We start from the raw sequence: 19,047 nt of genomic DNA on the forward strand, positions 1-19,047 counted from the left end.
ATTCCGCGCTACGGCGTGTCGCGCCGCCCCGCCGTCACGGGCCGAGGGTCGCCGTCAGCCGGGTGTCGGCGTGCGAGCGGCCCGCGCGGACCTCGTAGGCGCCGCCGGTCCGCCGCCAGCCGTGCGCGTCCTCGTCCCAGACCTCGAAGGCGCGGGCGGGCAGCTCGATCTCCGCCTCGACGCTCTCGCCGGGCCCGGCCTCCACGCCCGCGAAGCCTGCCAGCCGGCTCGCCGGGCGCCCGTCCCGGTCGGCGAGGGGCGTCAGGTAGACCTGGACCACCTCGCGGCCCCGCCGGGTCCCGGTGTTGGTGAGACGGACCCGGACCCGGTCCGCGGTCGCCTCCAGGGACTCGTACGCCCAGTCCGTGTAGCCCAGGCCGTGCCCGAAGGGGTAGGCGGGCGTCACCCCGCGGGCCTCGTACGCCCGGTAGCCGATGAACAGCCCCTCGCGGTACTCCAGCCGCCCGTCGGCGGGAACGACCTCGGTGACGGGCGCGTCGGCGAGGGTGGCGGGCCAGGTGGTGGGCAGCCGCCCGCCGGGCTCGGTCTCCCCGAGGAGTACGTCCGCCAGCGCGGCCCCGCCCTCCTGCCCGGGGAACCAGGTCAGCAGCACGGCGGCCACGTCCTCGCGCCAGGGCAGCTCGACGGGGGAGCCCGCGTTGACCACGACCACGGTGTTCGGGTTGACGGCGGCGACGGCCCGCACCAGGTCGTCCTGGCGGCCCGGCAGGGCGAGGTCCGCGCGGTCGAAGCCCTCGGACTCCACCCGCTCGGTGGTGGCGACGACCACGACGGCCGCGGCGGCGGCGCGCGCGGCCTCCACCGCTTCGGCGATCAGCTCGTCGGCGTCGCGCCGCGGCCCGAGGTGGAGCAGGGAGAACATCACCGCCCGCAGCGGCAGCGCGCTCATGTCGGGGACCCGGTAGGTCAGCGACACCTCGACCGGTTCGCCCTCGGTGAGGACGGCTCGGGCGCGCTCGCTGGGCGCTCCGGAGAAGGCTTCGAAGGGGTCGGTCTCGTCGCCCATCTCCTGGACGCCCTCCCAGAGGGTGCGGCCGGCGACGGCGAGGGTGAAGGCGCCGAGTCCGCGCGTGCCGAAGGCGTGCTCGCCGCTCTCGCGCGGCACGTAGGTGCCGGTGACCTCGATGGTGGCCATCGTCTCGTAGGAGGCCCCCTCGGGCAGGTCCTCGCCGATCCACTGGACCTGACCGCTCGGCAGGGTGCCCTCGCCGATGACGGCCCCGGAGGCGTCCCGGCAGACGGCGCGCAGCTCGAAGCCGTTCCCGGCGGGGGCGAGTTCGTCGCTCGGGTCGGCGCCGACGGCGAAGGTGAGGGCGCCTTCGGGCAGCGCGGCGGTGAGCCCGTCGAGCGGAGACACCACCCGCTCGGGGAAGACGGTCGCGGATCCGCCGCCGAGGACGCGGGCGTCACGGGCGGCGGCGCCGATCAGGGCGACGGTGCGGCCGGGGCCGGCGTCCAGCGGCAGGGCGCCGGCTTCGTTGCGTACGAGGACGGCCCCGCGGGCGGCCAGCTCGCGGGCCAGCGCCCGCCCGTCGAGCGGGGCGGGCGGTTCGGCGACGGCGGCGGGGGCGCCCTCCAGGAGGCCCACGCGGGCGGCGAGGCGCAGGACGTTGCGCACGGCCCCGTCGACGGCGGCCTCGGGGACCTCCCCGGAGCGGACGGCCTCGGCGAGGGCGGGTCCGTAGACGGTCCGGGGGCCGGGCATGGCGACGTCGAGGCCGCCGAGGAGACACCCCGTGGTGGAACGGGCGGCCGTCCAGTCGGAGACGTTGCAGCCGTCGAAGCCCCATTCGGCGCGCAGGACCTCGTTCACCAGCCGCCGGTGCTCGGTCATGGTGGTGCCGTTGACGCGGTTGTAGGCGGTCATGACGCCCCAGGGGCGGGCGTTGCGGACGATGGCCTCGAAGGGCGCGAGGTAGACCTCGCGCAGCGGGCGCGCGGCGATGACGTTGTCGACGGTGAAGCGCTCGGTCTCGGCGTCGTTGCCGACGAAGTGTTTGACGGTGGTGGCGACGCCGCCGTCCTGGACTCCGCTGACGTAGCCGCCGCCGATGACGCCGGTGAGGTACGGGTCCTCGGAGTAGCACTCGAAGTGGCGGCCTCCCAGCGGGGAGCGGTGCAGGTTGACGGTGGGCGCGAGGAGGACGTGCACGCCCTTGCGGCGGGCCTCCTGGGCGAGGAGCCGGCCGGCGCGGCGGGCGAGGGCGGGGTCCCAGGAGGCGGCGAGGGCGGTCGGGCAGGGCAGCGCGACCGAGGGGTCGTCGGCGGTCCAGCGCACGCCCCTGACCCCGATGGGTCCGTCGGACATGACCAGGGACCCGAGTCCGATCCCGGGGAGGGCGGGCAGGGACCACATGTCCTGTCCGGCCAGCAGGCGGGCCTTGGTGTCGAGGTCGAGCTTGCCCAGCGCGGCCTCCACGGCGTCCCCGCGGGCCCGGTCGTCGCGGCCTTCGCGGTCCTCGCGTAGCTGATCGGCATCGGTCACGGCCGTGCCTCCTCGTCGATGTGCGTGGGGGTGCGGTGCGGATGGCCCCATCGTGGACCCGGTACCTGTGAGACGGTAGGTGTCGTAACCCTTTCGTGATTTCATCATGCCGTACGGTCCTGCTGGCAGGTGTGAGCGGAAGGGGCGCCGGGCGATGGCCAGAGCGAAGAGCGAGGAACGGCGCGGCGAGATCGTCCGCGCGGCGGTCGAGGTGATCGCCGAGCGCGGCTACCGGGGCGCGTCCCTGGCGTCCGTCGCCGAACGCGTGGGCCTGACCCAGCAGGGACTGCTGCACTACTTCCCCACCAAGGAGGCCCTGCTGGTCGCGGTCCTGCAGGAGCGCGACCGCTGGGACACCGGCGGCGGCTCCCGCGCGGCCGCCGACGCCTGGCGCCTGGACCTGCTGGAATCGCTGGTGGAGTACAACGCCATGCGTCCCGGCATCGTGCAGACCTTCTCGGCGCTGCTCGGCGAGAGCGTCACCGACGGCCACCCGGCCCGCGACTTCTTCACCGACCGGTACGCGCAGGTGCGGGCGGAGATGGCCACGCTGCTGCGCGCGGAGTTCGGCGCGCGCCTCCCCTCCGGCCTCACCCCGGAGGAGGCCGCTCCGCTGCTCACGGCGGTCATGGACGGCCTCCAGTACCAGTGGCTGCTCGCCCCGGAATCGGTGGACATGCCCGCCGCGTTCCGCTCCTTCCTCACCTTGCTGAGGGGTCCGGGCGCATAGCCGCCCCGTCCTGCCGGGCATCCTCTCCCCGAACTTCGAGTGGGGGGACACGAAATGGAGTCGCTGGAGCCGGACGTCGCGGCACGGGGGACGGACGGGGGGACGGCCGGCGGACCGGCTGGCGAACCGGGCGGCGAACCGGGCGGACACCCCGCCGGAAGACCGGCCGGAGGGCAGCCCGAGGGGCCTCAGGAGAAGCCCCGGAGGCCTCTGGGGCACGAGGGGCCGGAGAAGAAGGTCGCCTGGTCGGAGCTGTTCTTCGACCTGGTGCTGGTCTTCGCCGTGACCCAGGTCTCCGCCGTGCTGCACCACGACCACGGGTGGGCCGGCACCGGCCGCGCCCTGATCGTCTTCGTGCCCGTCTACTGGGTGTGGGTGGGCAACACCGTCCACGCCAACACCCATGACGCGGACCGGCCGCTGAACCGGATCGCCCTCTTCACGGCCGGGCTGTGCGGCCTGCTGATGGCCCTGGCCCTGCCGGAGGCCTTCGGGGACCGCGGGCTCCTCCTCGCCGGCGCCTACTTCTGCGCCCGCCTGGTGCTCGCCGCGCTCGCGCACGGCCGCAGCCGCCGCCTCAGGCCCACCCCGGTGACCCTGTCGGTGCTGATCAGCGGACCGCTGCTGCTGGCCGGCGCCTTCCTCGACGGCGGACTCCGCGTCGCGCTGTGGGCCCTGGCCGCCGCCGTGGACCTGGCCGCGCCCCGGCTGACGCGCTCCAACATGGTCCGGCTGAACCTCGACCCGGGCCACCTCGCCGAGCGGTTCGGCCTGTTCGTGATGATCGCGCTGGGCGAGTCGATCGTCGCGGTCGGCGCCCCGGTCGCCGCCGCCCCCGAGCTGGGCACCGGCTCCCTGGCGGCCGTCGCCGTGGCCTTCGTCCTCGTCTGCGGTCTGTGGTGGGTGTACTTCCACCTCGCCGCCGGAGCCGTCCGGCACGGGCTGGAGACGGCGGCCGTACGGGCGGACGTGGCCCGGCAGGTCCTGTCGTACGGGCACCTCTCGCTGATCGCCTCGATCATCGGGGTGGCCGTCGGCATGGCCGAGGCCGTCGCCCATCCCGGGACGCGGCTCCCGCTCGGCGTCGCCGCCCTCCTCCACGGGGGCTGCGCCCTCTTCCTCGCCACCTTCGGCTACACCCGCTGGTACCTGTTCCGCTCCTGGTCCGTGACCCGCCTGGCGGCCGCCGCGGCCGTCCTGGCCCTGCTGCCGGTGGCCGCGCTGCTGCCCTCCCTCGGGGCGCTCGCCCTGCTGACCGTCGTGGTCACCGCCCTGAACCTGGTGGAACTGGGCCTGGTGCGCCGCCGGGACCGGATCCCCGGCGGCCGGAGCGGGGAGGCGGCCGAGGGGCTGGCATCCTGAGCCCATGAAGATCGCCGCCGCCCAGCTGACCTGCGTCCCCGCCGACGTCACCGCCAACGCCGCGGCCGCCGCCGCCCTCGCCGTCCGGGCGCGCGGGCAGGGCGCGGAGCTGGTGGTGTTCCCGGAGTTCACGCTCACCGGGTACGAGCTGGAGGCCCTCGCCGAAGACCCCGGCCTGTGGCTGGCCGACGCCGAGGACCCCCGCCTGGACGGGCTGCGCTCCACCGGCACGGCGGTGGCCGTCAACGTCGCCCTGCGCACCGGCGGGCCGCTGCCCGCCATCGCGACGCTGGTGTACGACGCGGACGGCGCGCACCTGACGACGTACGCCAAGCAGCACCTCTACCAGCACGAACGGGGCGCCTTCGCCGCGGGCACCGCCGACGGCCGCTTCGAACTCGGCGGCATCCGCTTCTCCCTGGGCGTCTGCTTCGACAACCACTTCCCGGAGCTGACCGGCCGGGCCGCGGCCGACGGCTGCGCGGTGCACCTGGCGAGCTCCCTGTACGGCACGGGCGACGGGATCACCGAGCGGGCGAGCGTGTACCCGGGAATCGCGAAGGAGCACGGCCTGTACGTGGTCCTCGCCAACCACGTCGGCCCGGCGGGCCCGTGGACGGGCTGCGGCGGCGCGGCGGTATGGGCCCCGGACGGCGCCCTGCTGGCCGAGGCCGACGACCGCGGCCCGGACGTGGTCACGGTCGAGGTGACCGCCTGACGACCGGCCCGGCGGTCTCCCCGACCGGCCCGGCGGTCTCTCTCCCCCCAGGCTCAGGCGGAGTCCGGGAGGAGGTGCTTGGCGCCCCACTCCCCCAGGGCCTCCAGGGCCCCGTTCAGCTCCTCGCCGAGCGGGGTCAGGGAGTACTCCACGCGCGGCGGGACCTCGTCGTACACCTCCCGGCGGACTATGCCGTCGTTCTCCAGCTCGCGCAGCTGTGCCGCGAGCACCTTCTCCGACACTCCCGGGACGAGCCGCCGCAGCTCGCCGAAGCGGCGCCGCGGGCAACGCTCCAGCTCCCACAGGAGCGAGACCTTCCACTTGCCCTCGATCACCGCCATCGCCGCGGCGATCCCGCAGTGGTCCGCCCCGGGCCGTCCTGTAACCGCCATCACGTACTCCCCTCCCACCTGCTCGCTCACCTCGGGGTAACCACCCACTCCGAAGTGCGTACTTGAGCGCGTCACCGCCTGCCACCAGGCTAAACGGCATGACCGACACACATGTGACGAAGCGTCCGCTCACCCTGCTCGGACTCGGTGACATGGGCACCGCCCTCGCCCGCACCTGGCTCGCCGCCGGGCATCCCCTGACCGTCTGGAACCGCACCGCCGCCAAGGCCGCCGCCCTGGCCCCCGAGGGGGCGGCCGTCGCCGAGAGCCCGGCCGCGGCCGTCGCCGCGAACACCCTCATCGTGCTCTGCCTGCTGGACGACGCCAGCATCGGATCCGCCCTGGACGGCGTCGACCTGGCCGGCAAGGACCTGGTCAACCTCACCACCGGCACCCCCGCCGAGGGCCGGGCGCGGGCCGCCTGGGCCCAGGAGCGCGGAGCCCGCTTCGTGGACGCCGGGATCATGGCGACGCCGGACATGATCGGCGCCCCCGGTTCCGGGGGGTACGTCTTCTACAGCGGCTCCCGCGCCCTCTTCGACACCCACCGGGCCGCCCTGGAGGTTCCGGCCGGCGCCCGCTTCGTCGGCGAGGACCCGGGGCACGCCGCGCTGCACGACGTGGCGCTGCTCAGCGCGATGTACGGCATGTTCGCGGGGATCTCGCACGCCTACGCGCTGATCGAGGGCGAGGGCATCGCCCCCAAGGACCTGGCGCCGCTGCTGTCCGAGTGGCTGGGCGCGATGGGCTTCTTCGTCGGCAACGCCGCCGAGCGGCTGACCTCGCGGGACTTCACCAGCGGGGTGGTGTCCGGCCTGGCCATGCAGGTCGCCGCCAGCGGCACGCTGCTGCGCACCGCCGCCGGCCAGGGGGTCAGCGCCGAGCTGATCAGCCCGTACCTGGACCTGATGCGCGAGCGTCTGGAGGCCGACCCGGCGGCCCACGGCGGCGAGGACACCGTCGCGGCCCTCACCCTGCTGCGGCGGCGGTAGCCGCGCGTCGGGCCGGCGGCACCTCGCGGGGACCGGGCCCCCGGTCAGCCCTGGGCGTAGGGGTTCGGGGTCTGGCCGTAGGGGCCGGCTGCCTGACCGTAGGGATTCGGCGCCTGGCCATGGGACCGGTAGGACTGGCCGGGACCCCGGCCGTAGGGTCCCGGGCTGTACGGCCCCTGGCCGTGGGACTGGCCGTACGGGCCCTGCGCCCCCGGGCCCGTGCCGGGCCCCGGGTCGCCGTCGCCCTCCTCCCCGTCCTCGGCGGAATCGGCGGAATCGGCGCCCACCAGCTCCCGCGCCATCAGGGTCGCCCCCGCCACCGCGCCCGGCATCAGGAAGACCGCGACGAACGGGATCAGGAACGCCAGCACGAGCGGCACGCCGAAGCCCAGGGCCTGCGCCCGCCGCCCGCGCAGCAGGACCAGCTGCTCCGCCAGGTCCACCCGGCGCCGCTGGAGGGCGACGGAGGTGAGCTCCTGGGTGAGGAAGAAGCCGGAGACGCAGAACCCGATCACCGGCACCACGGTCTGCCCGACGACGGGGATGAACCCGAGGGCGAAGAGCAGGATCCCGTACAGCACCACCCGTAGCAGCAGCCGCACGCTGTCCCGGGCGGAGATCCACAGGTCCTCCCAGAACGAGCGCCCCGATTCGGGGACCTCCCCGCCCTCGGTCCGGTCGACCTGCTCGGAGAGGGACTCGTAGAAGGGCTGCCCGACCAGCAGGGTCACGGCGGTGAAGGTGATCACCGAGAGGAAGAGCCCCAGGGAGAGGGCCACGGCGGTCAGGAAGCCGCGGAACAGGCCCAGCCAGGGCGAGGACCAGTCCGAGGCGAAGGGCGTGGCCCACTCGACGAAGTCGTCGGCGCCGTAGAGGAGACCGGCGAGCGCGGCCGCGTACAGCGCCAGCGCGACGAGGCCCGGCAGCAGGCCGAAGCCCAGCCAGCGGCCGTTCCGGAACACCCATCTCTGTCCGGCCAGCAAGTACCGGAAACCCCCCGCAAGATCACGCATGGGGCCAGTTTATGGGGCCGGGTACGGCGAAGGCCGCACCCCGGGGGGTGCGGCCCTCACCAGGCGTGCGACGCGGTCAGGCGACGTTCAGCTCGACCGTGATGTTGCCGCGGGTGGCCTTGGAGTACGGGCAGATCTGGTCGGCCTTCTCGACCAGGTCCTTGGCGGTCGCGGCGTCCACGGTCGGGATCGAGGCCGTGAGCTTGACGATGATGCCGAAGCCGTCGTCGTTCTTGCCGATGCCGACCTCGGCGGTCACGGTGGAGCCGGTGACGTCGAGGTTCTCGTTGCGCGCGGCGACGCTGAGGGCACCCTGGAAGCAGGCGCTGTAGCCGGCGGCGAACAGCTGCTCCGGGTTGGTGCCGGCGCCGCTGCCGCCGAGCTCCTTCGGCGGGTTCACGACGACGTCGAGCTGGCCGTCGTTGGTGGCGACGCGGCCGTCACGGCCGTTCTCGGCGGTGGCGACGGCCGTGTACGCGACGTCGGTCTGCGTGATGGTCATGAAGAACTTCCTCCAGATGAATCGCCGCGATGCGCGCCCACGATCGCGACGGTCGTGGAGTGAGCCTAACCGGTGAAAGAAACGATCATCTTGCCGGTGTTCTCTCCGCGCAGCATTCCGAGGAAGGCGTCGGTGGCGTTCTCGACGCCCTCGACGACCGTCTCGTCGTAGCGGAGCTCCCCGGAGGCCAGCCAGCCGGCCACGTCCTTGACGAACTGCTGCTGCAGTCCGTAGTGGTCGCCGACGAGGATGCCCTGGAGGCGCAGCCGCTTGCCGATGACCATCATGAGGTTGCGCGGGCCGGGGGCGGCCTCGGTGTCGTTGTAGCCCGCGATGGCGCCGCAGAGGGTGGCGCGGCCGTGGACGTTCATGCTGGTCACGGCGGCCTCGAGGTGGTCGCCGCCGACGTTGTCGAAGTAGACGTCGATGCCGTCGGGGGCGGCCGCGGGCAGCTGCTCGGCGACGGGGGCGTTCTTGTAGTTGAAGGCGGCGTCGAAGCCGTACTTCTCCGTGAGCAGCGTCACCTTCTCGTCCGAGCCGGCGGAGCCGATCACCCGGGAGGCGCCCTTGATCCGCGCGAACTGGCCGACGAGGCTGCCGACCGCGCCCGCCGCGCCGGATACGAAGACGGAGTCGCCCTCCTTGAAGGAGGCGACCTCGAAGAGGCCCGCGTAGGCGGTCAGGCCCGGCATGCCGAGGACGCCGAGGTAGGCGGAGAGCGGGGCGAGGGAGGCGTCGACCTTGACGGCCTGCCCGGCGTCCACCTCGGCGTACTCGCGCCAGCCCAGCATGTGCAGGACGTGGTCGCCGGCCCGGAAGCCCTCGGCGTTGGAGGCGACGACCTCGCCGACGGCGCCGCCCTGCATCGGCTCGTCGAGCTGGAAGGGCGGGATGTAGGACTTCGCGTCGTTCATCCGGCCGCGCATGTAGGGGTCCACGGACATGTGCAGGTTGCGGACCAGGATCCGGCCGGGGGCGGGCTCGGCGGAGACGGGCACCTCGCGCAGGGCGAAGTCCTCGGCCACGGGCCAGCCCTGCGGGCGGCGGACGAGGTGCCACTCGCGGCTGACGGCGGGGATCTGAGACATGAGGGACTCCAGGGGAACGAAGATTTACTTCAGAACGTGAAACAACCATGCGCCTGGATATTTCAGGTTGTCAAGTAAACCGGTACGCTGGAGCCATGCCCAGTCGTCGCGCAGACCCAGTGACCGTCGAGGTCGTCGAGCTCATCGGCGATGTCGTGGCCCGCTATCACATGGAGTACGAGGAGGCGGCCGCCCGCCACCAGCTCACCGGCGCCCAGGCCAAGGTGCTGAACCTGCTCTCGATGGAGCCGCTGCCCATGCGGCACATCGCGCAGAAACTGCGCTGCGAGCCCTCGAACGTCACCGGCATCATCGACCGGCTGGAGACCCGCGGCCTGGTCGAACGCCGCCCGGACCCGGCCGACCGCCGGGTGAAGCTGGCCGCGCCCACCGAGGAGGGCGTCGCGACCGCCGAGCGACTGCGCGAGTCGCTGGACTTCGCGCGCGAGCCGCTGGCCGGGCTCTCGGCGGAGGAGCGCACGGCGCTGCGGGACCTGCTCAGGCGGATGCTGGGCTGAGCGGACCGGGGATCCCGTACGCGCCGGAGATCCCGTACGGACCGTGAGGCCCGGTCAGCAGAAGATCCAGAACACGCAGGTCTCGGTCGGCTTCGGCTTCGGCTTGCCCGTCGTGCTCGTCGGGCTCGGCCGGGTGGGCTGCGCCGTGCCGGTGGGGCCAGGCGCGGGCTGTCCCGGCTGTGTCGGTTTTACGGATGCCCCGCTGCTGGAACCTTTCGGCGAGGGCGTCGCCGCCGAGGCGGAGGCGCTCGCGCTCCCCGACGGCTGCGCCGACCCGCTCGGGCTGCCGCTGGGCCGGGCCGCCTTCGCCGCCCCGCCGGAGCCCTTCGACAGGACCGGGGGCACGGCGGGCCCCTCCCCGCTGGGCAGCGGGTCCGGCTGCTTCGGCCCGTCGTCGGTCAGCACCACCTTGTCCGCCCGGTCGACGCCCTCGTCATCGGCCACGATCCGGGCCACGGCGATCGAGCCCCCGGTCGCCAGCACCAGACCCAGCCCGAGCGCGAGCACGCCCCGGCCCCGTCTGCGGCGGGTGGCGGCGCGCTTGCGGGTGCCCGCACGGCCCTCGTGGGGGCCCGACAGCACGACGAGCGAATCGGCGAACACCTCGGCCAGCGCGGGCTGCGGCTCGGGGCCCGGGGACGGCGCGCTCGGCGCGGCGACCACCAGGTGCTCGGCCGGGGTTCCGCACCCGGCGCAGGCGAGCGCGCCGTTGAGGTGCCTCTGACAGGCGGGGCAGAAGTAGTTCATGGCGACCGCAGGCTATGCGGTCCCCGGCAACATAAGCATTCCGGGAACGTAAGGATCCTGTGTGGAATCGTTACTTCCATGACAGCGACCCCGACTCCGGGGCGTCCGGGAGCCTTCGGGCCGGCCGCCTTCCAGCTGGTGCTGCTGCGCAGGATGGCGGACTTCCAGCCCGGCCTGGCCGAGGAGGCCCGGCTGCGCCTCGGCGCCACCCTCGCGGAGCAGCGGGAGGCCAACCGGCGCTGGCAGGCGATGGTCCGCTCCCCCAGGTCCCGCGGGGCCCTGGCGCGTTACCGGTCGGTGCTCGGCCCGCCGGAGTCCGTGGAGCGGCGCTCCATCGGGGACCTGGAGTGCGAGGCCCTGCTGTGGCCGGTGCCGCTGTGGCCGGAGCTGCGGTTCGAGGTGCTGGCCGCGGCGGGCGGGGTGGTGTGGAACGAGTGGCTGGTCCGGGCCCCGGGCGCGCGGGCACCCGTACTGGAGACGGCCGGTGACCTGCGGCCCTGGTCGGCGACGGTGGACGAGGTGGCGCGGGCCTTCGCGCCGGCGCGGCCGATGGAGGGCACGGCGCCGACGCGCTGGCGGCTCGCCTTCACCGCGTCGGGTCGGCCGCTGGTGGCGGAGTTCACGTACGGGCTGCTCCAGCGGGTGCAGGAGGGGTAGGGGCCGCCTCCGGTCAGCCCCGCAGGAAGGCGCGGACTCCGGCCGAGGTGGTGTCGTCGCCGAGCAGGTCGTTGTGCTCCAGGCAGCCGACCGGCGTGTTGAGGGCTCCGGCGAGCGGGACGCTGCTGTCGGGGTTGACCACCTCGTCGCACTCCGACCAGAAGGTGGCGTACCTGACCGCGCCCGGGGTCTCGTCGCCGGCGGCGAGGTTCTTCGTCACGTACGAGCCCGGGGTCATGTCACGGCAGGCCTGGTCCCACAGGGCGCAGGCCCAGGCGGTGGACGTGCCGTGGTTGGGGCCCGCCAGCGAGACCCAGTGGTCCACGGCCGCTTCGCCGCCGCCGTACTTGACGTACCAGCGGCTGACGAGCGAGCCGAAGGAGTGCCCCACGAGGTCCACGCGGGCGGCGCCGGTCTGCCGGCGGACCTGGTCGACGTAGGCGGCGAGGCGTCCGGAGAGCACTTCGTTGACGGACTGGTGGGTGTCGTAGCCGAAGGAGAAGAGCTCCGCGTCGGCGTACCCGTCGGCCCTGAGGTCCTCGCGCAGGGACCCCCAGACCCCCGGGTCGGCGTTGTAGCCGTGCACGAAGACCACCGGATTGCGGGCGGCGGTGGCGTCGGCCGCCCGCGCGGCGGCGGCCTGGGCCGGAAGGGGGGCCAGGAGGGCCGGGCAGAGGGTCAGGAGCGCCAGGAGTCTCTGGCGGGGCGTCAGCATCGGGTCCCCTTTACCTTGTTACGCACGGGTAGCGCGGATGGTGCGCGCATGCTGCTGCCTGTCGGTACAGAAATCCACCCCCGTGCAGCACCCCTCACCCGTACGCCACACCCCACCCGGACCAACCCAGCGGGCGGTATGACCCATTTATCCGACAAGATATGGAATGTGATCGGCAGCCGTCGGTCTCATCCTGCGTCAGCGCTCTCGGGAGGATCTGCCGTGACCGTCAGTCTTGAGCAGTTGCGCCGCTGCCACGTCGCCGTCGACCTGGGAGCCGCGAGGACCCGCGTGTACGTCAAGGGACCGGGACTGGTCGTCGACGAGCCCAGCGTCGCCGCCGTCAACACCCGCACCGGCGCCCTCATCGCCGTCGGCACCTTCGCCGAGCGGATGACCGGCCGCACACCCGACTACATCCGCGTCGTGCGCCCCGTCTCCGGAGGCACCGTCGTCGACATCGAGATGGCCCAGCGGATGCTGCGTCACCTCCTCGGCGAGAAACTGCGCCGCGCCCTGCGCCGCAAGCCCCGGCTGCGCGCCGCCTGCTGCACCCCGCACGACGCCGACCCGCTCGCCCAGCGGGCGGCCGTGGAGACCATGGTCGGACTCGGCGCCCGGCGCGTCGAACTCGTCGACACCCTGATCGCGGCCGCCGTCGGCTGCGGCCTGCCCGTGGAACAGCCGACCGCGACCATGATCATGGTGTGCGGTGCGGCGGCCACCCAGATCGCGGTCCTCTCCCTCGGCTCGATCGTCACCGCCGAACGGATCCCCGTCGGCGGCGAGGCCATCGACCACGCGGTGGTCCAGCACCTGCGCCACGCCCACGAACTGATGCTGCCGAGCCAGGCCGTACGCCCCCTCCAGCTGGCCCTGCACGGCAACGGGATCACCCCCGAGGGCCCGGCCTCCACCCTGATCCACGGTCGGGACGTGGCCACCGGACTCGCCCGCTCCGTCCACGTGGACACCGCAGCCGTGCGGGACGCCATCCACACCCCGCTGACGGCCGTCCTCGACGGCATCGGCAAGGTGCTGCGGGACTGCCCGCCCGACCTGGTCGCGGACCTGACGGACCGGGGGATCATGATGGTGGGCGGCAGCGCCCTGCTGCCGGGCCTGGACCAGATGCTGCGCGACTCCACCGGAATGCCCGTGGCCATCGCCGAACGGCCCGACGTGTGCGCCGTGCTGGGACTCGGCGCGATGCTGGAAGGAAGAATCGCCCCCATGGTCCTCAACCCGCTGGCCGGATGACCCTGGACGGACCCGCCGGCGCCGCCGGAACCGGCGGGACCGGTGTGCCTGCGAGCCTCCCGGTGCTGCTGGAGGCGGTCCTCAGCGTCGGCTCCGAACTGGAGCTGCACACCACCCTCCAGCACGTCGTGGACTCCGCCACCGACCTGTGCGGGGCGCGGTACGGAGCGCTCGGGGTCGTCGACCCCGAGCGCGTCCGGCTGACCCGGCTGTTCACCTCCGGCATGACCGACGCCGAACGCGCCGCGATCCCCCGGCTGCCCGACGGCCGCACCGGCGTACTCGGCACGCTGATCACCGACCCCCGGCCCCTGCTGCTGGACGACCTGACGAAGGACCCCCGCTCGGCGGGCTTCCCGCCCGGACACCCGCCCATGCGCAGCTTCCTGGGCGTGCCGATCCGGGTGCACACCGAGGTCTTCGGCAACCTCTACCTCACCGAGAAGCGCGGCGGCGGCCCCTTCACGGACGAGGACCTCGCGCTGATGCGCGTCCTGGCCTCGCAGGCCGGCATAGCGATCGGCAACGCCCGGCTGTACGAGACCGCGCGCCGGCGCGAACGCTGGATCGAGGGCGCGGCCGCCGTCACCACCGCCCTGCTGGCGGGACGCCCGGCGGCGGACGCCCTGATGTGCGTGGCCGAACGCGCCCGGCTGCTGGCGGACGCGGCGGCCGGTGTGGTGCTCCAGCCGACGCCGGAGGGCGGCATGGAAATCGTGGCCGCCTCGACGCACGGGGACCCCGGCGACCTGGTCGGCACCGCCATCGCGCCCGGTTCCCCGGTGCTGGAGCAACTCCTCGGCGGTGAGCCCGTCTTCATAGAGGACTCCGCGACCGATCCCCGGATGACCACGCACGTACGCGAGCGCTTCGGGCCGAGCATGATGCTGCCGCTGCAGAGCGGCGGGCAGCTGATCGGCACCCTCGCCCTGCCCAGGGCCCGGGGCGGGCAGCCGTACGACGCGGTGGACCGGCTGCTGGCCTCGCAGTTCGCCTCGCAGGCCGCGCTGGCCCTGGTCCTGGCGGACGCGCAGCACGACCGGGAGCAGCTGGCCGTCTACGAGGACCGCGACCGGATCGCGCGCGACCTGCACGACCTGGTGGTGCAGCGGCTGTTCGCCACGGAGATGATGCTGGAGAGCACGCGACGGCGGTCGGCCAACGCGGCGGCGAGCGAAGAGGGCGGCGACGAAGTCGGCGAGGAACTGGGCCGCGCCGTGGACGAACTGGACTCCACCATCCAGGAGGTCCGCACGGCCATCTTCGCCCTCCAGCAACCCCCGACCGACGCCCCGACGACGTTCCGCGGGCGGGTGCTGCGCGAAACGGGCGGAGCCGCCGTACTGCTGGGGTTCCAGCCGTCGGTGCACTTCGCGGGGCCGGTGGACGCACTGCTCCCGGACCCGGTGACGTCGGCGCTGCTGTCGACGCTACGCGGCGCCCTGGCGGCGGCACACCGGCGCAGCGAGGTCACGTCGATCGAGGTCGAGATCGACGCGACCCCGTCCCGAGTCCGCCTGACGGTCTCCGACGACGGCCGCACGGAAGCGGGCACGCGCGGCACGACGGTGGTGTGGGAGGCGGGGCTTTAGGGGGTGGGGGCGGGGGGTGTCCCCTCGGGGGTGTCCCTCGGGCGGTCTCACCGCCCCCCAGTCCATGGTCTCGCGAGCGGGCTCCGCCTAGGGTGGCTGCGTGACGATCCGCCTCTCGGCCCGTGCCGCCATCGCCGCCCTCACCGATCCCGGCACGTTCGCCGAACTCCCCGTCCCCCGCGCGGAGTCGCCCGACGACGGCCCCATCGGCTGGACCGGCTACGACGCCTCCCGGGCCCGTGCCACCGCGCGGACCGGCGAGCAGGAGTCCGTCGTCGTCGGCACCGCCCTCATCGGCGGCCGCCCGGCGGCGGTCATCTCCTTCGAGTTCGGCTTCCTCGGCGGGTCCCTCGGGCAGCACACCGGGGACCGGCTCGAGGCCGCGTACCGGCACGCCCGGGAGCAGCGCCTGCCGCTGGTGTCCCTGATCGCCACCGGCGGATCCCGGATGCAGGAGGGGATGCTGGCGCTGACCCAGCTCCAGCGGGTGGCGCGGCAGTGCGTGCTCACCCGGGCCGCCGGGCTGCCGCAGATCGCGGTGCTGCGCGACCCCACCACCGGCGGCGGGTGGGCCACCCTCGGCGCGGGGGCCGACGTGGTGCTGGCGCTGCCCGGGGCGCAGGTCGGCTTCGCCGGGTCCCGGGTGCGGCCGGCGGACGCCGATCCGGCGGCCTACACCGCCGAGGGGCAGTACGACGCCGGGCACGTCGACGCCGTCGTGCCCGCCGCGGAGCTCCCCGGGGCCGTCGCGGACTGGCTGCGGGTGCTGGCCGCGCCGCGCCCCGACGGGGCGGTCGAGCCCCCGGCGGCGCTGGCCCGCGCGACGCCCCCGGAGACCGGCTGGGACGCCGTCCGGCAGGCCCGGCACCCGGACCGCCCGCGGGCGGAGGCGTACCTGCGGGCCTACTTCGAGGTGCGCCTGCCGCTGCGCGGTGACCGGGCCGGGTCCGCCGATCCCGGGATGCTGTGCGGGTTCGGGCTGCGCGGGGGGCGGGCCGTCGCGTACGCGGCCCAGTGCGGCACCGCCACCCGCCCGGCGGGCTACCGTACGGCGGCCCGGGTGATCCGCCTCGCGGACCGGCTGGGGATCCCGGTGCTCACCCTGGTGGACACCCCCGGGGCGGCCAACGACGCCGCCGCCGAACACGCCGGCGCCGGCCCGGCCATCGCCGACGTCTTCGCGGCGCTCGCGGAGGCCTCCGTACCGGTGACCACCCTGCTGATCGGCGAGGGCGGTTCGGGCGGGGCGCTCGCCCTGGCCGCGCCCGGGAACACCTGGGTCACCCCGGACAGCTACTTCTCGGTGATCGCCCCGGAACTGGCGGCGGCGATCCTGAAGCGCCCCGCGGAGGAGGCCCCCGCCACGGCGGACCAGCTGCGCATCCGGCCGCAGGACCTGGTCGCCCTGGGGGTGGCCCGGGGGATCGTCGCTCCCGCGAGCTGAGCCCGCCCGGCGAACGGCGCCCCGCGCCGACGGGTTCCGGCACCAAGGCGCCCGCTACGCCTGGGGCGAGCGGGCGTCGTAGCGGGCGAACGAGCGCCACCGCGCGGCGAGCCCGCACAGCACCAGCACGCACGCCACTCCCCCGCCCGTGACGGCCACCGTCGGCGAGGTCAGGTCGGCGACGGTTCCCGCGAGGAAGTCCCCCAGCCGGGGTCCGCCCGCGACGACCACGATGAACACGCCCTGGAGGCGGCCCCGCATCTCGTCCGGGGTGGCGGCCTGCATCATGGTGCTGCGGAACACCATCGAGACGGTGTCGGCGCAGCCGGCCGCCGCCAGGAAGGCCAGTCCCAGCCAGAGGTTCCGCGTCAGGCCGAAGACGGCGATGGCCAGCCCCCACGCCCCGACGGAGAGCAGGATCGCCAGCCCGTGGCGCCGGATCCGGCCCTGCCAGCCGGAGAACAGCCCGCCCAGCAGCGCGCCCACCGCGGGGGCGGCCACCAGCAGGCCGACCGTCTTGGCGTCGCCGCCGTACCAGAGCACGGCGACGGCCGGGAACAGCGCCCTCGGATGCGCCAGCACCATGGCGGCCATGTCGGCGAAGAAGGTCATCCGGATGTTGGGGCGGGTCCCGAGGAAGCGCAGGCCGTCGAGGACGGAGGCCCGCCCGCCCTTGGTGCGGCCCTCCGGCAGCATCGAGGGCAGCCGCCACATGGCGTACAGGGCGGCCGCGAAGGTCACCGCGTCGATGAGGTAGGCCGCCTGGTAGCCCCACCAGCCGACGATCACGCCGCCCAGCACCGGCCCCAGCATCGTCCCGGAGGTCATGGTGACGGAGTTCAGGGCGTTGGCGGCGGGCAGCTGCTCGGGCGGCAGCAGCTTGGGGATCATGGCCGAGCGGGCGGGTCCGTTCAGCGCCCCGCAGACGGCCTGGAGGGCGACGACGGTGTAGAGCAGCCAGACCCGGTGGTAGTCGAGCAGCGCGGCTGCGGCCAGGCCGAAGGACAGGACGGTGAGCCCGCTCTGGCTGTAGAGGCCGAGCTTGCGCCGGTCCACGGTGTCGGCGATGGCGCCGCCGTACAGGCCGAAGGCGACGAGCGGGACGAGCGAGAAGAGCCCGACCAGGCCGACGGAGAAGCTGGAGCCGGTGATCTCGTAGACCTGGAGCGAGATCGCGAGGGCGGTCATCGCCTGGCCCATCCAGGAGATGGTGCCGCCCACCCACAGCCGCCGGTAGTGGGCGGAGGTGCGCAGCGGGGTCAGGTCGGCGAAAATGCGTCGCGCGGGTCGGGGAGGGGAGGCGGTACCAGTCACACGGGATGGTAACCAGGCCCGTCTAGGGCCGCCCTGGAGCCCGGCGGGGGCGTGCACACACCGGCAACGCCCTCACCACGCGGACCCGGGGCCCCAGGGCGCGGCCGGTCTTACCGCTAACCCGCCACTATCACCCGAGATTTGACCGGATCGACGTACCCTCCACGCCTCCCGTTCGGCTCATGATGAAAAGACTCGTATGTCCAGGGAGGCGTAGTGATCGAACCTGGCACCAGCACAACGAGCGCCACCGTGAGCGGAGTTCCCGCTCTTCTCACGGTCGGGGTCGAGGAGGAGTTCCTGCTCGTCGACGCCACCACCTTGCGGGTGGTCCCCGCCGCTCCGCTCGTCCTCGCCACCGCCGCCGGGCTCCCGCAGCAGCTGCACGCCGAGGGGACCCGGTACCAGGTGGAGATCTCCACTCCGGTCGCGGATTCGGCGGTGACCCTCCGCGAGGAGCTCGCCGTCCTGCGGCGTTCCCTCTCCGCGGCGGCCCGTGAACACGGCTGCCGGCTGCTGGCCGCGCCCTCGCCCGTGATGGCGGTGGAGGGGCCCCTGCACCTGACCGACGACGAGCCGCGCCAGCGGGAGCAGCACCGGCGGTTCGGCGCGCTGACGGACACCCTGGTGAGCTGCGGCCGCCACATCCACATCGGCACCCTCGACGTGGACACGGCGGTGGCCGTGTCCAACCGGGTCAGACCATGGCTGCCCACGCTGATCGCGCTGGCGGCCAATTCCCCCTTCTGGGGCGGCCGGGACACCGGTCACTCCAGCTGGCGGGCCATGGCCTGGTCGGGCTGGCCCTCGGCGGGGCTGCCCCCGCACTTCACGTCCACGGCCCACTTCCGGCACTCCGTGCAGACCCTGCTCGGCTCCGGGGCGGCCCTGGACACCAAGATGGTCTACTGGGACCTGCGTCCGTCCGGGAACTGGCCCACGCTCGAGATCCGGGCGCCCGACATGTCGTCGGACATCGACACGGCCGTGCTCCAGGCGGAGCTGGGGCGCGCCCTGGTGGCCTCGGCGCTGCGCGCGATCGCCGAGGGCCGGCCGGATCCGCCCGTACGGGACGACGTACTGCGTCTCGCGCGCTGGCGGGCGGCGCACGACGGTCTGGAGGGCTTCGGCCTGGACCCGTACACGGGCGCCGAGATCCCGGCGGCCGCTCTGGCGGAGGCGCTGCTCGACCTGGTGGCCGGGGACCTGGCCGCCGTGGGTGACCTGGACCACGCGGCGAAGACCCTGGGCGGGCTGCTGCGCGACGGATCGGGGGCCGCCCGGCAGCGTACGGTCTTCGCCCGCCGTGGGGACCTCACGGACGTGCTGCGCCACCTGGTGGAGGAGACGGAGAACTTCTGACCGGTTCTCCCTGCGGCCGCGGGGGGGGGGGGGGGGTGGGGGGGGGGGGGGGGGGGGTGGGCCCCCCAGAAAGAGACGGCGGGGGGGGGGGGAGAGGAGATCCAGAACAGGGCTTGGGGTGGGGGGGGCTCCCTC

The 19,047-nt window shown here is 74.1% G+C and carries 18 protein-coding genes; 10 read left to right on the plus strand and 8 right to left on the minus strand.

Annotated elements, in window-relative coordinates:
- Window positions 1-34: 34 nt before the first annotated feature.
- Entirely contained in the window at window positions 35-2,557 is a 2,523-nt protein-coding gene (locus ACZ4WZ_RS06635) for a beta-glucosidase (protein ID WP_467885958.1), read from the minus strand.
- A 103-nt stretch (window positions 2,558-2,660) separates the two neighbouring features.
- Here ACZ4WZ_RS06635 and ACZ4WZ_RS06640 point away from each other — a divergent pair, with 103 nt between their 5' ends.
- From ACZ4WZ_RS06640 to ACZ4WZ_RS06650, 3 genes are read left to right on the plus strand one after another with little or no spacing between them, the layout of a single operon-like run.
- Window positions 2,661-3,236 (plus strand): TetR/AcrR family transcriptional regulator, encoded by a 576-nt coding sequence (locus ACZ4WZ_RS06640; protein WP_467885961.1) that lies wholly within the window; start codon window positions 2,661-2,663, stop codon window positions 3,234-3,236.
- Between the two features lie 54 nt (window positions 3,237-3,290).
- Window positions 3,291-4,598 carry a low temperature requirement protein A gene (locus tag ACZ4WZ_RS06645; RefSeq protein WP_467885963.1) on the plus strand — a complete coding sequence of 436 codons (1,308 nt, stop codon included), beginning with the start codon at window positions 3,291-3,293 and terminating at the stop codon, window positions 4,596-4,598.
- A gap of 4 nt (window positions 4,599-4,602) precedes the next feature.
- Window positions 4,603-5,316 (plus strand): carbon-nitrogen hydrolase family protein, encoded by a 714-nt coding sequence (locus ACZ4WZ_RS06650; protein ID WP_467885965.1) that lies wholly within the window; start codon window positions 4,603-4,605, stop codon window positions 5,314-5,316.
- 53 nt (window positions 5,317-5,369) lie between these two features.
- On the opposite strand, the gene ACZ4WZ_RS06655 is transcribed toward ACZ4WZ_RS06650, so the two are convergent.
- A complete protein-coding gene (locus ACZ4WZ_RS06655) occupies window positions 5,370-5,708 on the minus strand; it encodes a winged helix-turn-helix transcriptional regulator (RefSeq protein WP_467885968.1) in 339 nt (112 codons plus the stop codon).
- Window positions 5,709-5,806: 98 nt separating this feature from the next.
- On the opposite strand from ACZ4WZ_RS06655, the gene ACZ4WZ_RS06660 reads away from it, so the two are divergent.
- The gene (locus tag ACZ4WZ_RS06660) at window positions 5,807-6,700 is read left to right on the plus strand and encodes an NAD(P)-dependent oxidoreductase (RefSeq protein WP_467885970.1); all 894 of its coding nucleotides are present in this window, start codon (window positions 5,807-5,809) and stop codon (window positions 6,698-6,700) included.
- 44 nt (window positions 6,701-6,744) lie between these two features.
- Here the strand turns inward: ACZ4WZ_RS06660 and ACZ4WZ_RS06665 are convergent, their stop codons facing one another.
- The 3 genes from ACZ4WZ_RS06665 to ACZ4WZ_RS06675 all read right to left on the minus strand — a co-directional run bounded on the left by ACZ4WZ_RS06665 (window position 6,745) and on the right by ACZ4WZ_RS06675 (window position 9,303).
- Window positions 6,745-7,713, minus strand: a complete 969-nt coding sequence (locus tag ACZ4WZ_RS06665) for an EI24 domain-containing protein (protein ID WP_467885973.1) — start codon at window positions 7,711-7,713, stop codon at window positions 6,745-6,747.
- Between the two features lie 76 nt (window positions 7,714-7,789).
- Window positions 7,790-8,215: an organic hydroperoxide resistance protein gene (locus ACZ4WZ_RS06670; RefSeq protein WP_467885976.1), complete on the minus strand. Its 426-nt coding sequence runs from the start codon at window positions 8,213-8,215 to the stop codon at window positions 7,790-7,792.
- 65 nt (window positions 8,216-8,280) lie between these two features.
- On the minus strand, window positions 8,281-9,303 hold the full coding sequence (locus tag ACZ4WZ_RS06675; protein ID WP_467885979.1) for an NADP-dependent oxidoreductase: 1,023 nt from the start codon (window positions 9,301-9,303) through the stop codon (window positions 8,281-8,283).
- Between the two features lie 95 nt (window positions 9,304-9,398).
- On the opposite strand from ACZ4WZ_RS06675, the gene ACZ4WZ_RS06680 reads away from it, so the two are divergent.
- Window positions 9,399-9,821, plus strand: coding sequence for a MarR family winged helix-turn-helix transcriptional regulator (locus tag ACZ4WZ_RS06680; protein WP_467885981.1), 423 nt, complete (start codon window positions 9,399-9,401; stop codon window positions 9,819-9,821).
- 54 nt (window positions 9,822-9,875) lie between these two features.
- Here ACZ4WZ_RS06680 and ACZ4WZ_RS06685 read toward each other — a convergent pair whose 3' ends face one another.
- Window positions 9,876-10,568, minus strand: coding sequence for an SCO2400 family protein (locus tag ACZ4WZ_RS06685; protein WP_467885984.1), 693 nt, complete (start codon window positions 10,566-10,568; stop codon window positions 9,876-9,878).
- A 78-nt stretch (window positions 10,569-10,646) separates the two neighbouring features.
- On the opposite strand from ACZ4WZ_RS06685, the gene ACZ4WZ_RS06690 reads away from it, so the two are divergent.
- On the plus strand, window positions 10,647-11,225 hold the full coding sequence (locus ACZ4WZ_RS06690) for a hypothetical protein (RefSeq protein WP_467885987.1): 579 nt from the start codon (window positions 10,647-10,649) through the stop codon (window positions 11,223-11,225).
- Window positions 11,226-11,238: 13 nt separating this feature from the next.
- Here the strand turns inward: ACZ4WZ_RS06690 and ACZ4WZ_RS06695 are convergent, their stop codons facing one another.
- The gene (locus tag ACZ4WZ_RS06695; RefSeq protein ID WP_467885990.1) at window positions 11,239-11,940 is read right to left on the minus strand and encodes an esterase/lipase family protein; all 702 of its coding nucleotides are present in this window, start codon (window positions 11,938-11,940) and stop codon (window positions 11,239-11,241) included.
- Window positions 11,941-12,162: 222 nt separating this feature from the next.
- Between ACZ4WZ_RS06695 and ACZ4WZ_RS06700 the strand changes: the two genes are divergently transcribed.
- The 3 genes from ACZ4WZ_RS06700 to ACZ4WZ_RS06710 all read left to right on the plus strand — a co-directional run bounded on the left by ACZ4WZ_RS06700 (window position 12,163) and on the right by ACZ4WZ_RS06710 (window position 16,236).
- Entirely contained in the window at window positions 12,163-13,200 is a 1,038-nt protein-coding gene (locus tag ACZ4WZ_RS06700) for a rod shape-determining protein (protein WP_467885993.1), read from the plus strand.
- Complete coding sequence (locus ACZ4WZ_RS06705) at window positions 13,197-14,792, plus strand: sensor histidine kinase (RefSeq protein ID WP_467885996.1); 1,596 nt, start codon at window positions 13,197-13,199, stop codon at window positions 14,790-14,792. Before ACZ4WZ_RS06700 ends, ACZ4WZ_RS06705 begins: the two co-directional genes overlap by 4 nt.
- A 100-nt stretch (window positions 14,793-14,892) precedes the next feature.
- On the plus strand, window positions 14,893-16,236 hold the full coding sequence (locus ACZ4WZ_RS06710; protein WP_467885999.1) for a carboxyl transferase domain-containing protein: 1,344 nt from the start codon (window positions 14,893-14,895) through the stop codon (window positions 16,234-16,236).
- Between the two features lie 54 nt (window positions 16,237-16,290).
- Here the strand turns inward: ACZ4WZ_RS06710 and ACZ4WZ_RS06715 are convergent, their stop codons facing one another.
- The gene (locus tag ACZ4WZ_RS06715) at window positions 16,291-17,550 is read right to left on the minus strand and encodes an MFS transporter (RefSeq protein ID WP_467886002.1); all 1,260 of its coding nucleotides are present in this window, start codon (window positions 17,548-17,550) and stop codon (window positions 16,291-16,293) included.
- Window positions 17,551-17,802: 252 nt separating this feature from the next.
- On the opposite strand from ACZ4WZ_RS06715, the gene ACZ4WZ_RS06720 reads away from it, so the two are divergent.
- Window positions 17,803-18,912, plus strand: coding sequence for a carboxylate-amine ligase (locus ACZ4WZ_RS06720; protein WP_467886005.1), 1,110 nt, complete (start codon window positions 17,803-17,805; stop codon window positions 18,910-18,912).
- Window positions 18,913-19,047 lie beyond the last annotated feature (135 nt).

It is taken from the genome of Streptomyces sp. NPDC029122, from assembly GCF_055569445.1.

Bases quoted from the DNA above. Each gene is read 5' to 3' on its own strand.
- ACZ4WZ_RS06665 (WP_467885973.1), bottom strand. From the start codon at position 7,713: ATGCGTGATCTTGCGGGGGGTTTCCGGTACTTGCTGGCCGGACAGAGA.
- ACZ4WZ_RS06690 (WP_467885987.1), top strand. From the start codon at position 10,647: ATGACAGCGACCCCGACTCCGGGGCGTCCGGGAGCCTTCGGGCCGGCC.
- ACZ4WZ_RS06705 (WP_467885996.1), top strand. From the start codon at position 13,197: ATGACCCTGGACGGACCCGCCGGCGCCGCCGGAACCGGCGGGACCGGT.
- ACZ4WZ_RS06675 (WP_467885979.1), bottom strand. From the start codon at position 9,303: ATGTCTCAGATCCCCGCCGTCAGCCGCGAGTGGCACCTCGTCCGCCGC.
- ACZ4WZ_RS06635 (WP_467885958.1), bottom strand. From the start codon at position 2,557: ATGGGGCCATCCGCACCGCACCCCCACGCACATCGACGAGGAGGCACG.
- ACZ4WZ_RS06695 (WP_467885990.1), bottom strand. From the start codon at position 11,940: ATGCTGACGCCCCGCCAGAGACTCCTGGCGCTCCTGACCCTCTGCCCG.
- ACZ4WZ_RS06645 (WP_467885963.1), top strand. From the start codon at position 3,291: ATGGAGTCGCTGGAGCCGGACGTCGCGGCACGGGGGACGGACGGGGGG.
- ACZ4WZ_RS06670 (WP_467885976.1), bottom strand. From the start codon at position 8,215: ATGACCATCACGCAGACCGACGTCGCGTACACGGCCGTCGCCACCGCC.
- ACZ4WZ_RS06650 (WP_467885965.1), top strand. From the start codon at position 4,603: ATGAAGATCGCCGCCGCCCAGCTGACCTGCGTCCCCGCCGACGTCACC.
- ACZ4WZ_RS06685 (WP_467885984.1), bottom strand. From the start codon at position 10,568: ATGAACTACTTCTGCCCCGCCTGTCAGAGGCACCTCAACGGCGCGCTC.
- ACZ4WZ_RS06640 (WP_467885961.1), top strand. From the start codon at position 2,661: ATGGCCAGAGCGAAGAGCGAGGAACGGCGCGGCGAGATCGTCCGCGCG.
- ACZ4WZ_RS06660 (WP_467885970.1), top strand. From the start codon at position 5,807: ATGACCGACACACATGTGACGAAGCGTCCGCTCACCCTGCTCGGACTC.
- ACZ4WZ_RS06680 (WP_467885981.1), top strand. From the start codon at position 9,399: ATGCCCAGTCGTCGCGCAGACCCAGTGACCGTCGAGGTCGTCGAGCTC.
- ACZ4WZ_RS06655 (WP_467885968.1), bottom strand. From the start codon at position 5,708: ATGGCGGTTACAGGACGGCCCGGGGCGGACCACTGCGGGATCGCCGCG.